General features: G+C 62.2%; 10 protein-coding genes. 3 read left to right on the forward strand and 7 right to left on the reverse strand.

Going from position 1 to position 16,003, the window contains the following annotated elements; translation table 11 throughout:
- The first annotated feature begins 92 nt into the window (after positions 1-92).
- Complete coding sequence (locus tag FJQ89_RS16650) at positions 93-2,246, forward strand: S46 family peptidase (RefSeq protein WP_141170980.1); 2,154 nt, start codon at positions 93-95, stop codon at positions 2,244-2,246.
- A 68-nt stretch (positions 2,247-2,314) separates the two neighbouring features.
- Here FJQ89_RS16650 and FJQ89_RS16655 read toward each other — a convergent pair whose 3' ends face one another.
- The gene (locus FJQ89_RS16655) at positions 2,315-2,893 is read right to left on the reverse strand and encodes a hypothetical protein (protein WP_141170981.1); all 579 of its coding nucleotides are present in this window, start codon (positions 2,891-2,893) and stop codon (positions 2,315-2,317) included.
- A 150-nt stretch (positions 2,894-3,043) separates the two neighbouring features.
- Here FJQ89_RS16655 and FJQ89_RS16660 point away from each other — a divergent pair, with 150 nt between their 5' ends.
- Positions 3,044-4,732: a M14 family zinc carboxypeptidase gene (locus FJQ89_RS16660; RefSeq protein WP_141170982.1), complete on the forward strand. Its 1,689-nt coding sequence runs from the start codon at positions 3,044-3,046 to the stop codon at positions 4,730-4,732.
- A gap of 90 nt (positions 4,733-4,822) precedes the next feature.
- The gene (locus FJQ89_RS16665; protein WP_141170983.1) at positions 4,823-6,973 is read left to right on the forward strand and encodes an FUSC family protein; all 2,151 of its coding nucleotides are present in this window, start codon (positions 4,823-4,825) and stop codon (positions 6,971-6,973) included.
- Positions 6,974-6,984: 11 nt separating this feature from the next.
- On the opposite strand, the gene FJQ89_RS16670 is transcribed toward FJQ89_RS16665, so the two are convergent.
- The 6 genes from FJQ89_RS16670 to FJQ89_RS16695 form a co-directional block, all read right to left on the reverse strand.
- The gene (locus FJQ89_RS16670; RefSeq protein WP_243136091.1) at positions 6,985-8,940 is read right to left on the reverse strand and encodes a S9 family peptidase; all 1,956 of its coding nucleotides are present in this window, start codon (positions 8,938-8,940) and stop codon (positions 6,985-6,987) included.
- Between the two features lie 67 nt (positions 8,941-9,007).
- A complete protein-coding gene (locus tag FJQ89_RS16675) occupies positions 9,008-10,480 on the reverse strand; it encodes an amino acid permease (RefSeq protein WP_081344397.1) in 1,473 nt (490 codons plus the stop codon).
- A 293-nt stretch (positions 10,481-10,773) separates the two neighbouring features.
- Complete coding sequence (locus tag FJQ89_RS16680) at positions 10,774-12,204, reverse strand: amino acid permease (protein WP_141170984.1); 1,431 nt, start codon at positions 12,202-12,204, stop codon at positions 10,774-10,776.
- 115 nt (positions 12,205-12,319) lie between these two features.
- Positions 12,320-12,778 (reverse strand): RidA family protein, encoded by a 459-nt coding sequence (locus FJQ89_RS16685; protein WP_070254760.1) that lies wholly within the window; start codon positions 12,776-12,778, stop codon positions 12,320-12,322.
- Positions 12,779-13,032: 254 nt separating this feature from the next.
- A complete protein-coding gene (locus FJQ89_RS16690; protein ID WP_141170985.1) occupies positions 13,033-14,616 on the reverse strand; it encodes an ABC-F family ATP-binding cassette domain-containing protein in 1,584 nt (527 codons plus the stop codon).
- A 153-nt stretch (positions 14,617-14,769) separates the two neighbouring features.
- The gene (locus FJQ89_RS16695; RefSeq protein ID WP_141170986.1) at positions 14,770-15,882 is read right to left on the reverse strand and encodes an NADH:flavin oxidoreductase/NADH oxidase; all 1,113 of its coding nucleotides are present in this window, start codon (positions 15,880-15,882) and stop codon (positions 14,770-14,772) included.
- Positions 15,883-16,003 lie beyond the last annotated feature (121 nt).

Below are 16,003 nucleotides of genomic sequence, written 5' to 3' on the forward strand. Positions count from 1 at the left end.
GTTCGATACGGATACTCTAGGTCGCCCGCTGAGAAAAACACTGGGTACACGTTGGTTCCGACTTCCCACCATGTAAAAAGACTAGAACTCGAATGAAAAAATCTTTAATCGCGCTCGCCATCCTGAGCAATTTCGCACACGCCGACGAAGGCATGTGGATGCCCCAACAGCTGCCACAAGTAGCCAAGGAACTGAAAGCGGCCGGACTGAAACTCGATCCGACCACCCTGACCAAACTGACCGAGTTCCCGATGGGCGCCATCGTCAGCCTGGGCGGTTGCTCGGCCTCGTTCGTCTCGCCGCAAGGCCTGGTTGCCACCAACCACCATTGCGTCTACAACAGCGTGGCGGTCAATTCGACCAAGGAACGCGATTTGCTGGCCAACGGCTTCCTGGCCAAGACCTTCGCTGAAGAATTGCCGGCCGCCCCGGGCAGCCGCATCTTCGTCACCTCGGCCGTGACGAATGTCAGCGACAAGATCATCACTGCCGACGTGGCCAAGCTGCAAGGCAAGGCACGCATCGACGCGATCGAAAAAAACCAGAAAAAACTGGTCGCCGAATGCGAAAAAGAAGCCGGCTTCCGCTGCACCGTGTCGGCCTACTACGGCGGCCTGGAGTTCTACCTGATCAAGCAACTGGAAATCCGCGACGTGCGCCTGGTACACGCGCCTCCAGCGGGCGTAGGCAAATTCGGCGGCGACACCGACAACTGGATGTGGCCACGCCACACGGGCGACTACGGTTTCTACCGCGCCTATGTCAGCCGCGATGGCAAGGCTGCCGACTTCAGCAAGGACAACGTGCCTTACCAGCCAAAACACGTGCTGAAACTGGCCAAGGATGGCTTGAAAGAAGGCGATTTCGTGATGGTCCTGGGCTACCCTGGCCGCACCAACCGTCACCGCCTGCCATCGGAAGTGGCCTACACGTTTGACTGGAACTACCCGGCCTTCGTGAAAGCCTCGGGCGAAACCCTGGCCATCATCGCGCGCGAAACCAAGGACAACAAGGATGTCGCGCTGAAATACGCGGGTCAGGTCGCTGGCGTGAACAATTACTACAAGAACCGCCAAGGCATGCTCGATTCCTACGCCGGCAGCGACTTCCTGGCGCGCAAGACGACGGAACACGACGCCCTGAAAACCTGGGTCAATGCCACGCCAGCACGCAAGGCGGAATTTGCCGGCGACATCGAGCAGGTGGAAAAGCTGATCGCCGAGCGCGACGCCGACACCAAGCGCGACTTCTTCCTCAGCTACGCACAGCCGCGCCTGCTCAACACGGCACGCAGCCTGTACCGCCTTGCGAACGAAAGCACCAAGGCCGATACGGAACGCAAGTCCGGCTACCAGACGCGCGATTTGCCGCGCCTGACCTCGGGCGTCACGTCGGTCGAGCGCACCTACGACGAAAAAGTCGACAAGGCGCTGGTACTGAACAGCCTGACCAAGTACGCCGCGCAACCGGCAGCACAACGCCGCGCCAGCTTTGACGCCGCCATCGGCATCAAGGACGGCATGTCGCCGGCCGAGCTGTCCGCCGCCCTGGACAAACTGTATGCGAACAGCAAGCTGGCCGACAAGGAAGAACGCGCAGCATGGCTGAAACGCACGCCAGCCGAATTCCAGGCCAGCAAGGACAGCTTCATCCAGGCAGCCGTCGCCATGTATCCGGATTCGCTGAAAAACGAAGCGGAAGACGAAGAACTGGCAGGCAAGATCCAGCAAGCCTACGCCAACTACATGAAAGCAAAAATTGCCTTCATGAAGAGCAAAGGACTGGCCGTCTACCCTGACGCCAACAGCACCTTGCGCGTCACGTTCGGCAAAGTTGCCGGCCGTGACCATGGCGCCGACGGCACCACCTGGACCGCTTTCACCACCGTCAATGGCGTCGCCGCCAAAGCCACGGGCGAAGGCGAGTTCAATGCACCAGCGAAACAACTGGCCGCCATCAAAGCCAAGGACTTCGGTAAATTCGTCGATCCCAAGCTGAAAACCGTGCCGGTCGACTACCTGGCCACCCTGGACATCACCGGCGGCAACTCCGGTTCGGCTGCCCTGAACGCCAAAGGCGAATTCATCGGCCTGGCATTCGACGGCACGCTGGACTCGATCATTTCCGATTGGGACTACAACAAGGCCAACACCCGTTCGATCCAGGTCGACCTGCGCTACATGCTGTGGAACATGAAACACATCGACCACGCCGACAACCTGCTGAAAGAAATGGGCGCTGAATAACAAAAAGCCATAACCCGGCAACGGGTGATATAGCCTGAGCCACTCCTGCGGGAGTGGCTTTTTTTCGCCTAGCGTTTTACTTTGCCAAAGCGAAAAGGCACAGCTTGCTCCGCGCCAAACACTGGCCCACGGCCACTTCCCAGCGGCAGCATGACCCGCCGGCCATCCTGCAGCAGCAAGGCCAGGTCGGCGCCGGGAAAGCGCTGCGCCAGCAGCCGATACGCCGGCCGGGCGATGCCCGTGGCGGGAATCACGATGCGATAATCGGCCTCGCCAAAATCGAGCAGCAGCGCGGGAGCCTCAGATCCCGGCAGCGCCGTGATGCGCAAGCGCGTGCGTCCCTTGACGAGCTCGAAGACTGACCACAGGGGCAAGCTGCGCCGCATGGCGCCGATCTGCAGCTGCGGCGCCTGGCCCGCGTCCGCCGACGTCAGCAAGACATCGGGCCGTTCCTCCGATACTGCCCCATCGACGGCCAGCAGCCAGCCCCGGTAGCGTATCAGCGCGCCTCGTCCGGCGGCCGTCACGGCCCCGCCCTGCGCCACGGGTTCGTTGCTTGCCGGCAAGTGCAACGGCGCCGCCTGTGCCGCCAGGGATATCCACCACACCAGTGCCGCCATCGCTGCCGCATTCGCCGTCTTCAGCATGCCGCCTCCCCTTGCCCGTGAAACGTATTCATAGCACAAGTACTCCAGCAAGCCCCTGCGGCGCATCAAGGCAGGAGCGCCGGTGCTACAATTGGCCCCTAGCGGGCGTACTTACCCAGCGCGCCTTCCCCCTCCCAGACTCAGACCGCTATGCCACCAGACTTGCGCACGACCTACGAACTCGGTAACCACAACCAGACCACGACCTGGCTGGAATGCATCACCTTCTACAAGGATCTCGCCGCACGCTATCCACACGTGCTGCATTTCGAACAGATCGGCCTGTCCGACTCGGGCGTGCCCATCCACGCTGGCGTCGTCAGCGCGGACGGCGTGTTCGACCGCGAGCAAATCAAGCGCGCAGGGCGCACCGTTTTCTTCAACAACAACGGCATCCACCCGGGCGAACCGGAAGGCATCGACGCCTGCATGGCCATCGTGCGCGACCTCTGCACGGATTCTGCACGCCTGGCGGCGCTGGGCAGCACCGTGCTGCTGTTCATTCCGATCTACAACGTCGATGGCAGCCTGAACCGCGCCAACACCTCGCGCGTGAACCAGGATGGCCCGGAGCAATTCGGTTTCCGCGGCAATAGCCGCCACCTGGACCTGAACCGCGATTTCATCAAGTGCGACAGCCTGAACGCGCAAGTGTTCAACCGCCTGCTAGCCAGCTGGGACCCGGACGTGATGGTCGACACACATACGTCGAACGGCGCCGACTACCCGTACACGATGACCCTGATCCACACGCAGACGGATAAGCTGGGCAATGGCCTGGGTCCCTTCCTGCAAGACACCATGCTGCCGCACATCTTTGCGGCCATGGAAAGCGCTGGCTGGCCCACCTGCCCGTATGTGAATCCCGTCAAGGATAGCCCGGACCACGGCATCGCCGAATTCCTCGAAGTGCCGCGTTTCTCGACCGGTTTTGCGGCCCTGCATCACGTCATCGGTTTCATGCCGGAAACGCATATGCTCAAACCGTTTGCCGACCGCTACGCTTCCATGCGTGCCCTGCTCGACATCACGATGGCGTTTACCATCGAACATGGCGAGACAATCCGCCAATTGCGCGCGCAAGCCAAGGCGGCGGGCCGCACGCAGGCGGAATGGCCGATCCACTGGACCATGAACGAAGAGCAAGCGTCGACCTTCCCCTTCAAGGGCTACGCGGCGCAATACACGCCGAGTATCCTGGGCGACTACCAGCGCCTGTCCTACGACCGTTCGCAGCCGTGGGAGCGCGATATCGCCTACTACAACCGCTTCGATGCGGACGTCACCGTGGCCGCGCCGAAAGCCTATGTGGTGCCGCAAGCCTGGCGCGAAGTCATCGAGCGCCTGCGCTGGAACGGCGTGGAAATGAGCCGCATCACCGCCGAACAGACGCTAACGGCACGCTATTACCACATCGCATCCGTCGGCACGCGCGCCACCGCCTATGAAGGCCATATGTTCCACGATACGGTGGAAGTGGAAGCGCGCTCGGGCCAGTTCACCGTGCAGGCGGGCGACTATGTAGTGTCCCTGGAGCAGGACAACGCGCGCTACGCAGTGGAAACGCTGGAACCGCAGGCGCACGACAGTTTCTTCCGCTGGGGCTTCTTCAACAGCGTGCTGGAGAAGAAAGAAGCGTTTTCCGATTACGTGTTCGAAGACATGGCATCCGAACTGCTGCGCGACGAACCGGCGCTGGCGGCCAAGTTTGCCGAGTGGAAAGCAGCCAACCCGGCCCTGCTGAGCAACCAGGAAGCCGTGCTCGATTTCATCTTTGAGCACTGCCAGCGCTTTGCCGAACCGGAATGGCGGCGCTACCCGGTCATTGCCCTGATGTAAATCCGGGCTGCAGCAACTGCAACATCCTGGCGCCGCATCGGAGATCCCGGTGCGGCGCCTCTTTCTGTGCCCTGCCCACAAGGTAATCCCATGCACTACGCACTGAACCTGCGCACCTTTATTTACAGCCATTATTTCTACCTGGGCTTGCGCGTGGCCGTCGGCCTGGTGGGCCTGGCCTTGCTGGTCCAGGAAATCAGCGACAGTGCCACCGCCATGACGGTATGCATCGGCGCCCTGTGCACGACCCTGATGGACATGCCCAGCCCGCTGCGCCACAAGTTCAACGAAATGCTGGCTTCCGTGCTGCTGTGCAGCGCCGTCACCTTATTAATCAGCCTGTGCGGGCCCGTGCAGTGGCTGTTGATGACGGTACTCGTGCTGGTGAGTTTTCTCGCCAGCATGATGGTGGTGTACGGCAAGAAATCCATGCCCTTGCAGCTGGCCGCCCTGTTCATCATGACCATGTCGATGGAGCATCAGATGACGTGGCAGCAATCATTTCACCACGCGGGCCTGTTCATGCTCGGTGGCCTCATCTATCTGGCCTATGCCATGGCCATCGCCTGGGTCTTGCGCCACCGCATCAAACAGCAAGTGCTGGCCGAAGCCCTGTTCGAGTTAGCCGCCTACATCGACATCAAGGCCGATTTCTACGACACGCGTTTCAATTTGACGGAGCAATTCAACAAGCTGGTGCGCCATCAAAGCATTTTGGCCGACCGCCAGCAAGCGTCGCGCGATTTGATCTTGCGCAGCCACAAGAACAGCAAGGATGCCATCGTGGTGCAGGTGCACGTGTGCATGCTCGATTTATACGAGCTGATTCTTTCCACGCACACCGATTACGCGCTGCTGCGCCAGCACCTGGCCGACTCCGACGTGCTCAAATCCTTGCACGACCTCGCTTACAAGGCGGCGCGCGATATCGAAGCCGTGGCGTATGCCGTCACGCGCAAGCGCGCCTCGTATGCGCAGATCAGCTATGACAAGGAATGGGCCGATATTGAAGCGGAAATTGCCCGCCTGCACGCACAAGGCGACGCTGCGCAGGAAGCGCTGGCCACCCTGCGCGCGCAGCGCAACAAGATCCGCGCGATTCTGAAGATGATAGTTGAGCTGCACCTGGCCACGCAAAAAGTCTACGCCAACGTGCCGTTCTGGAGCGGCGCGGACATGGCGCCGTTCTTGTCGCAGCAGAAATACGAACTCAAAACCCTGCTGTCGAATCTGCGCCTGGACTCGCCCGTGTTCCGCTTCGCCCTGCGCGTGTCGATGGCCATCTCGGTGGGATTGCTGATCGGCCACTGGCTGCCGTATGCGGCGCACAGCTACTGGATCGTGCTGACCATCGTCATCATCCTGCGCCCCACCTTCAGCATGACGCGCCAGCGCCGCGCCGACCGCATCATCGGCACCATCATCGGCTGCGTGGTCACGGCCATCGTGATCCGCTTCGTGCACAGCAATATCGTGCTGATGGCCATTTTATTTCTCTCCATCGTGGCCACGCCCACCTTCATCTATTTGCGCTACCGCTACACGGCCATCGCCGTCAGCCTGATGATCTTGCTGCAAATGCACCTGGTGGCGCCCAGTAATCCGAACCTCGTCAGCGAACGCCTGATCGACACGCTGATCGGCGCGGCGGTGGCCACCGTGTTCAGCTTTGTGCTGGCCAACTGGGAGTACCAGAGCCTGCCACGCCTGGTGCGCCAGGTGCTCAACGTGAACCTCAGCTATATGCAGGCCAGCTTCGCGCTGCTGCAGGGAAAATGTTTCGATGATTTCGCCTACCGCATCGAGCGCAAGCGCCTGATGGACAGCCTGGCCGCGCTCAGCTCGGCACTCGTGCGCATGCTCGATGAACCGGCCAGCAAGCAGCGGGCCGTGGAAGACATCAACCTGTTCATCGTGCAAAATTACCTGCTGGTGGCCCATGTGGCGGCACTGCGTTCGATCCTGGGCCGGCATGCCAGCCAGCTGCCTGTCGCGCCCGTCAACGCCCTGCTTGGACACAGCCATACGCAAGTGTGCCTGACCCTGTCACGCGCGCTGGAGCAACTCGACGACAAGGCCGCCATCTGCGCCCCGCTGGCTACCCCTGCCGCGCCGCCTGTCAGCGACGTAGCCTGGTCGGGCTGGCCGCTGGTCAAGCGACGCATCCGGTTGTTGCAGGAAGATGCGGACAAGATCGTGGTACATAGCGCGGCGATCGTGCATATCGTCTCACCGCGCTAAACCGCAGCGATTTATTTCAGATAGCGTTCAAACCAGCCGATGGTGCGCTGCTGCAAGTCGCGCTGGTGTTCGGGCTTGCGGAAGGAATGGCCTTCGCCGTCGTAGATGAACAGGCTGGACGGCACGCCCATGGCGCGCAAGCCGTGCCAGAATTCCAGCGACTGGGCGGCCGGCGTTTCCACGTCGCGCTCGCCCACGTAGATCAGGGTCGGTGTCTTGGCCGCCTTGATCGATTCGATGGGCGAGGCACGGCGGTAAACCTCGGGCTTGTCATACGCGGACGCGCCGAAGAAGGGGATCATCCACTGGTTGATGCCGTTCTGACCGTAATAACTGATCCAGTTCGATACGCCCGCGCCCGCCACGGCGGCCTTGAAGCGGTCGCTGTGCGTGACGCCCCACATGGTCATGAAGCCGCCATACGAATGGCCGATCAGGCCCAGGCGCTGGCCGTCGACGGGCGCCACTTTTTCCACCGCATCGATACCGGCCAGGATGTCGCGCCAGTCGCCGCCGCCAAAGTCGGCCATGTTGGCGCGCGTAAACGCCTGGCCCTGGCCAAAGCTGCCGCGCGGATTCGGCAGGAAGACGAAATAGCCTTTTTGCGTCAATTCCTCGATCACGGTGCTCGCTGCCACATAACGGGGCGAGGCGGCAGCGCCCGGGCCGCCATGCACGTTGACGATCATCGGGTAGCGCTTGCCGGCCTCCACCGACAACGGTCCCAGCAACCAGCCCTGCACCTTGTATTGCTCGTTGTTCCAGCCCACGTTCTGCACCGTCAGCTGCGGCGCAAAGCCGTCATTGTCGCGCGTGATCTTTTTCAGCTGGCCCACCGGTCCCGCCACCAGGTAGCTGGCGTGCGTAAAATCTTCCTGTGCGGCAGCGGCTTGCCGCCCATCGGCGCTGAACGACAGACGGCCATCGCTGCCGCTACTGCTGATCTCACCGAGCAGCACCGGCTGGGCCGGACCGCTTTGCGCATCGACAGGCACCAGCGCCAGCTGCGAATCGATCAGCGCAGTCGCCAGCAAGCCGGCGCCGCGCCAGACGACGCCATTGAAGGTACCGCGATAGTCTTGCGTAAGATTGCGCGGCGTGCCGCCGGCCAGCGGCACGGTGTAGATATCGCCGCCGATGGAGCCGAAATCGCTCATCAGGCCACCGATGAAGGCCACCGTCTTGCCATCCGGCGAGACGGAAGGCAGGTTCAGCTGCATGGCCGGTGATGCGATCACGCGCAGGGCGCCCGTGGCCGCATCGATATGGCTGAGCTTGGCGACCCACCAGTTGCTGTCGCCATTGCCTTGCGCGCTGGTGGCGACAAAGCCGCGGCCATCGGGCGTCCAGCTGTATTCATACACATAGGTGTCGCTTGGTGACAGCAAACGCGGTTCGCCGCCGCTCACCGCCACCACCGCGATGCGCTGGGCATCGTCTTCGCTGCCCACTTCGCCCACCTGCCGCACGCCCGCCTCCACGGCGCCGGCCAGCTTGCGCGCGCCCACCGTGGCGAGCAGGGCCAGCTGCTTGCCGTCCGGCGACCAGCGCGCCGTACCGGCCACGCCCTTGATACTGGTCAACACGCGCACCGGCGCCTGCGACAGGGTGGCCAGGTACAGCTGCGCCGTGCCCGCCTTGGCGTCGTAGCCGACGAAAGCCAGCTGCCTGCCGTCCGGCGACCAGCTGGGCTTGTCGTAAGAACACACGCTGCATGGATCGAATTGCTGCACGATGGCGCCGTTGGCGGCGTCGCGCACGACGATGACTGCATGCGGGCGCTGCGGCTGCGGCTGTTCCGCCGCCTTGCTCGATTCAATGGCGGCGATGTGCTGGCCATTGGCCGACAGGGCCACGGCGCGGTAATCGCGCAATGCCGGCTCGGTGGCAGGGGCGGCCTGCGCCACGCTCACCAGAAGGCCGCTAGCCAGCAGGCCGCAGGCGGCCAGATCAGTTATTTTCATCATGTAAATTCCGGTTAGAAATAAAAAAAACCGCCGGCAAGCGCGGCGGTTTTGGATGGAACAGGCTGCATTAGCGGGCCTTCTTGCCCAGGTGCGAATGCCGCATGCTGTACAGGAAGTAAATGGCCACCGTGACCGCCATCCACACGCTGAATACGACAAACGTCGTATGCGGCAAATCGCGCATGATGTACAGGCAAGCCAGGATGCTCAGGCCGGGAATCACATACGGGCCGAACGGCACGCTGAAGCCTTCGATGCGGTTGGCGCCCTGCTTGTGGCGCAGCACGGGCACGGCAACCGAGACGACCATGAAAGCGGTCAGGGTGCCGATGCTGACCATGTCCCACAAATAAGTGGCATCGATGGAGCCGGCCACCACGGCCACCACCAGGCAGACGATGATGGTATTGCTGACCGGTACCAGGGTGCGCGGGTGGATCTTCTGGAACGACTTGGGGATCAGGCCGTCGCGGCTGACGGCAAACAGGATGCGCGTCTGGCCGTAAATCGTCACCAGGGTCACGCTGAAGACGGAAATGACGGCGCCGGCCGACAGCACGAGCGCGGGCCAGGTCTTGCCCGTGACGTTTTGCAGGATCACCGCCAGGCCCGCTTCCTGGCCTTCGAACAATTTCGCCTGTTGCGCGCCCAGGGCGGCCACGGCCACCAGCAAATAAAACACGGTGACGATGAGCAAGGCGCCAAGGATGCCACGCGGCACATTGCGCGTGGGATTTTTCACTTCGTCGCCTGCGGTGGCCACCGTATCGAGGCCGATGAAGGAGAAGAACACGGTACCGGCCGCGGCGGTGACACCCGTCATGCCGGCAAAGCCCTTGCTATTGTCAGTATTAAAGAAGGGGAAGAAATTGTCGGCATTGAATCCGGAAAACGCGATAACGACAAAAAACACCAGGATCGCCAGCTTGATGATGACCATGATGGCATTCATCAGGGCCGATTCCTTGGCGCCGCGCAGCAGCAAGAAGCCGCACATGCAGATCAAAAAGATCGGCGGCAGGTTGATGTGGCCGGCATGAAACTCCATGCCATGCGGGCCGGAAACGATCATCGGCGTGCGCAGCATCTCGGGAATGTGCCAGCCGAAGGCATTTTCCAGGAAATTGTTCAGGTAGGACGACCAGCCGATGGCCACGGCACTGCCCGCCAATCCGTATTCGAGCAGCAAGCAGGCGGCCATGATGAAGGCAAGAAACTCACCCACGGTGGCGTAGGCAAACGAATACGAGGAGCCGGAAGCGGGGATGCGGAACGACAGCTCCGCGTAACACAAGGCCGTCAAACCGGCCGTGATGGCGGCGATCAGGAAAGACAGGACGACCGAAGGGCCCGCCTTGGGGACGGCTTCGACCATGGTAAAGAAAATACCCGTGCCGATGGTGGCGCCGACGCCGATCATGGTGAGGGAAAACAGGCCGATGGACCGGCTCAAGCCGCTGCTGCTGAGGCCTTCACCATATTCGACCGTGGTATCGATCGGCTTGGTGCGGCAAAGTTTCTGGACCAGGGTTTGGCTCACTAGACTTCCTTTATGAGGCATACGTATTTTCGTACGACGGGTAAAAACACTTGAAACGACGCTCCGGCCCTACCTGGCAAAAAACCGGAAAGATCGCGTCCATTTTCAAAACTAAGCGATTATAGGGCTTTCATCGGCTCAGCTAAACAGAACTTTGATGCAAGGAAACAACGCCAGGCGTGCGCCGGCAAAGCCACGGGAGTGCTGGCGAAGAAGAAATTGCTTATATGAAAGAAAAAGCGCGCCGCTGCAGGAGCAGGGGCGCGCTTTTGACTCAGCTCAACTATGCTGGCTTACTTCTTGACGTGTGGCGCATCGGCCGGTGGCCAGCCTGCTTCGTAGCCTTGCGGCACGTCGTCGCGGCGGTCTTTCGGCGCCAGACCCAGCACGTAGTACAGCACCGTCAGCAGGATCAGCCAGGCTGGTCCGACCATCAGGGCGATGCGCGTATCGGGGAAATACGCCATCAAGCCGATCACCAGCGCCAGGAAGGCCAGCGAAATCCAGGAACCGTAGGGCGCGAACGGCATGCGGAAGGCCAGGTTCTTGATTTCCAGCGGCGTCAAGGTCTTGCGGAACTGGATCTGCGTGACCAGGATCACGCCCCAGGTCCAGACGGCGCCGAAGGTGGAAATCGAGGTGACCCAGATGAACACTTTTTCCGGCACCAGGTAGTTCAGCAGCACGCCCAGCAACAGCGCGAAGACGGACACCAGGATGGCGCGGCGCGGCACGCCGCTGGCCGTGGTTTCCGCAAACGCCTTCGGCGCCTGGCCTTGCAGCGCCAGGTTGTACAGCATGCGACCGGTGCTGAAGATGCCGCCATTGCACGACGACAAGGCCGCCGTCAGCACGACGAAGTTGATGATGCCGGCGGCCGTCTTGATACCCAGGCGTTCGAACGTCATCACGAAGGGGCTGCCGGTGGTGCCGATTTCATTCCATGGGTAGATCGACAGGATGACGAACAGCGCGCCGACATAGAAAATCAGGATGCGCCAGAACACCGAATTGATGGCGTCGGGAATCGATTTCTTCGGGTTCGCCGCTTCGCCGGCCGTCAGGCCGATCATTTCCACGCCCAGATAGGCAAACATCACCATCTGCAGCGACATCAGCACGCCTTGCGCGCCATTCGGGAAGAAACCGCCATGCGTCCACAGGTTCGAGATGCCGACGGCCACGCCGCCGTTGCCCAGACCGAAGACGATCATGCCCGTGCCGCCGACGATCATCAGGATGATGGTGACCACCTTGATCAGGGCAAACCAGAACTCGAACTCGCCGTAAGCTTTCACGGCCAGCAGGTTGATCGCGCCCATGGAGCCCAAGGCCGCCAGGGCCCAGATCCAGCGCGGCACGTCGGGGAACCAGATGCCCATGTAGATGGCGACGGCGGTAATTTCCGCCACGCACGTGACGAGCCACAGGAACCAATAGTTCCAGCCCGTCAGATAGCCTTGCAGGGGGCCCAGGTAATCCTGGGCATAGCGGCTGAAAGAACCGGCCACGGGATTGTGCACGGCCATTTCGCCCAGCGCCCGCATGATCATGAAGATGACCGCGCCACCGATGATATACGACAGCATGATGCCGGGACCGGCCATCTTGATGGCGTTGCCGGAACCCAAAAACAGGCCCACGCCAATCGCGGCGCCCAGCGCCATCAGGCGGATTTGCCGCTCGCCCAGGCCGCGGTGCAAGCCTTGTTCACTCGTTTTCATTACGTGTCTCCGTTTTTTTCTTGAATACACCGATCCCTCGCCCCAATGGCGGTTCCGCTCTTGCTGGAAAGGAGGAAACGGCGCGCCGGCGACAAGCGCCGGCATGCTCAGATGATCAGGCCAGTTCGGCGATCAGTTCGATCTCGACGCAAGCACCCAGCGGGATTTGCGCCACGCCGAAGGCGGAGCGGGCATGCTTGCCGCTGTCGCCGAAGACTTCGACGAACAGTTCCGAGGCGCCATTGGTCACCAGGTGCTGTTCCGTGAAGGTGGAGGTGGAATTGACCAGGCTCATGACCTTGACGATGCGTTTGACCTTGTTCAAGTCGCCGCCACAGGCGTCTTGCAAGGTGGCGATCAGTTCGATGGCGATGCCGCGCGCAGCGATCTTGCCTTCTTCCGTGGTGACGTCCTTGCCCAGTTGACCGACCCAGACCTTGCCATCCTTCTTGGCCAGGTGGCCGGACAGGAAGACCGTGTTGCCCGTGCGGGCATGCATCACGTAGGCGGCAGCTGGTGCGGCAACGACTGGCAGTTCAATGTTGAGGGCTTTGAGTTTTTCGTAAAACGACATGCTATTTCTCCAAGAAAACAATATAAGCGAAACCAAAATTCATGCACGGCAGGGCATGGAGGATGACGCCCTGGCAGCGCGGCAGTGACCGACAACAGTGCCAGATTAAACGTCATCATATTGGTGAACGAGCAGTTTTAGTTCACAAATAGGCCCGGTTATTCAGTGGATTATACCGACAATCAAACAAAATTCAGCATTGGTTCATGAAGCATGCTCTACAGGCATCGAGCGTGACTTTTTTCATTAAATTGTTACTTTTGCAATGTCAAGCCCTCCGGGTCAAGGTTTATCGCCTGCAAAAATGCCTGGTCGTGCGAAACCACAAGTAACGCCCCCTGATATTGCAGCAGCATCTGCTCCAGCGCCTGCAGGCTGGCCAGGTCCAGATGATTGTCGGGTTCATCGAGCAATAGCAGTTGCGGCGGCGCCTGCGCATACAGTTCGGCCGCCAGCGCCACCTTCATGCGCTCGCCGCCGCTGAGCAAACGGCTGGGCATGGTGGCGCGCGCACCGGCAATGCCCAGCAGCGCCAGCCGCGTGCGCAGCTCGCCTTCCGGCACAATGCTGTTGCGTTCCTGCAAGCGCTGCACGGCGCTCCGCTCGCCTTCCTCCAGGCACGCATGCTGGTCCAGCCAGGCCACCTGCGCATGGCAGCGCAGCGCGCCGCTGGCCGGTGTCAGATGGCCGGCGATCACGCGCAGCAGGGTCGACTTGCCGCTGCCATTGTCGCCCGTCACGGCCATGCGGCGCGGCCCGCTGAGCAGCAAGTTGATCGCGTGCGCCTGGCCATGCGGCAAGACCACATCGCGCAGTTCCAGCAGCAATTTCCCATTCGGCACCAGGCTCTCGGGCGCCAGCAGCAGCCGTTCGACCTCGGGCGCGCAGCGGGCGCTGGCGTCCATTACGCGTTGCTGGCGCGCCTGCTGCGCCTCTTGCGCGCGCAGGCGCAGCTTGCCCTGGCTATCCTGGCTTTTCTCCTTTTTCGCGTCGAGCAGCAGCTTGCTTTGATTGCCTTCGCGGCCCTCGCGCTCACCGCGCGTCACCCGTTTATGTTGCCGTTCTGCCTGCTGCTGCGCCTCGCGCTGTTCACGTCTGGCACCGGCCTTTTCCGCTTGCAGGGCGGCAACGTAGCCGGCCTGCTCCAGTTCCCGCTGCTGCGCATACCAGGCGTAATTGCCGCCATAGCTGCGCAAGCCCTGCGGCGACAGCTCGACGATGGCATCGACGTGCGCCAGCAAGGCGCGGTCATGGCTGATCAACAGCAAGCCGCCGGGCCAGCGCGCCATCTGCGCCACCAGGCGGGCGCGCTGCCGCACATCGAGATGGTTGCTCGGCTCATCGAGCACCAGCCAGTCCGCCTGCGACAGCCAGGCGCCTTGCAAGGCAATGCGCTGGCGTTCGCCACCGCTGAGGCGACTCGTCGGCGTGTCGGCCTCGACGTGGCGCAAATCGAGCGCATCGAGCGCCTGGCGCAGGCGGGCGTGGGCATCCCAGCGCTCGCCCACCAGGGCGTAGTCGGCCTCGTCGATGCTGCCGGCGGCGATGCGCGCCAGCGCGGCCAGCACCTCCTGCATGCCGGCGAGCGCCGCCACGGTGGGGTAGCGTTGCGGATCGAGCTCCTGCGCCACGTAATGCACGCTGCTGTCGCAGCGCACGGCGCCCGAAGTCGGCTGCGCCTGGCCCGCCAGCAGGCGCGCGAGAACGCTCTTGCCCACGCCGTTATCGCCGACGAGGCCGATACGTTGCGGGGCAAAGGCAAATTGCAAATCGGAAAACAGAGTGCGGCCATCGGGCAGCACAAAGGAAAGACGGTCGAGTTGTAGTAATGCGGGCATGGATACTCCTTGAGCAAGGCTGGCGAACCCGCGCGGCGCAATGCTGCGCTGGCGGGAAGGGCGAGGCCGTGCACAGCACGGCAGTATCAATGGCGCATGTCGAAGCGTCCTGGAGAAATGGGGAAGAAGCGACAGTGTAGCAGAGCAAGCTTGTCAGCGCTGGCCCAGGGTCGTGTCGCCGAACAGGTTCTTGAATTCGCGCGGCTGCGAGCGCCAGTACTGCGGCGGCGCCTGCACCTGTGCACCCAACTGGGCCGCCGCATGCCAGGGCCAGCGCGGGTCGAACAGGATGGCGCGCGCCAGCGCCACCATGTCGGACTGGCCGTTGGCGATGATATCTTCCGCCTGCTGCGCCTCCGTGATCAAGCCGACGCTGATGGTGGGCAAGCCGCTATCGCGCTTGATGCGTTCGGCAAACGCCACCTGGTAGCCCGGTCCCACGGGAATCTGCTGCTGCGGCGAAATACCGCCGCTGGAGACGTGGATGAAATCGGCGCCCAGTTGCTTGAGTTCCTGCGCGAAACGCACGCTTTGCTCGATTTCCCAGCCGCCCTCGACCCAGTCAGTGGCGGAAAGGCGCACGCCCACGGCCATGCTGGCGGGCACGGCGGCGCGCACGGCTTCATAGACTTCCAGCGGAAAGCGCATGCGGTTATCCAGGCTACCGCCATAGGCATCGGTGCGGTGATTCGACAGGGGTGACAGGAACTGGTGCAGCAGATAGCCGTGCGCCGCGTGCAGTTCGATGCCCTCGATACCGAGCGCATGCACGCGCTGGGCGGCCGCGACAAAGGCGCCCTTGATTTGCATCAAACCCATCTCGTCGAGGGCGATCGGCACGGTTTCGCCGGGCGCATGGGCGATGGCGGACGGCGCCACCGTTTGCCAGCCGCCGTCGGACAGGTGCACGCAGGCGCCGCCCTGCCATGGCGCGCGGCTCGATGCCTTGCGTCCCGCGTGGCCCAGTTGCACCACCAATGGAATCGGCGCGTGGCGGCGGATCGCCTGCACCACGCTGGCCAGCGCTGCCTGATTCGCGTCCGACCACAGGCCCAGGTCATCGGCCGAGATGCGTCCCTCGGGCGAGACGGCCGTCGCTTCCGTCATCAGCAAGCCCGCGCCGGACAGGGCCAGGTGGCCCAGGTGGATCATGTGCCAGTCGGTGGCGTTGCCGTTGTCGGCCGAGTACTGGCACATGGGCGCAATGGCGATGCGGTTGGCCACCTGCAGCGGCCCCAGTGCATACGGCGTGAATAGCTGGCTCATGGCGGACTTTCGGAAAGGGGGAAGCACCGATTCTACTGCGCTTTGGACAGCAGGGCTTACACCTGCTTACGTTTGATACAGCGCAAGGGCTAGCCTTGGGCAGGCGCGGCCGCTAATCTGG

Origin of the sequence: Janthinobacterium tructae, assembly GCF_006517255.1 — a bacterium.
GTDB classification, from domain to species: Bacteria; Pseudomonadota; Gammaproteobacteria; order Burkholderiales; family Burkholderiaceae_D; genus Janthinobacterium; species Janthinobacterium tructae.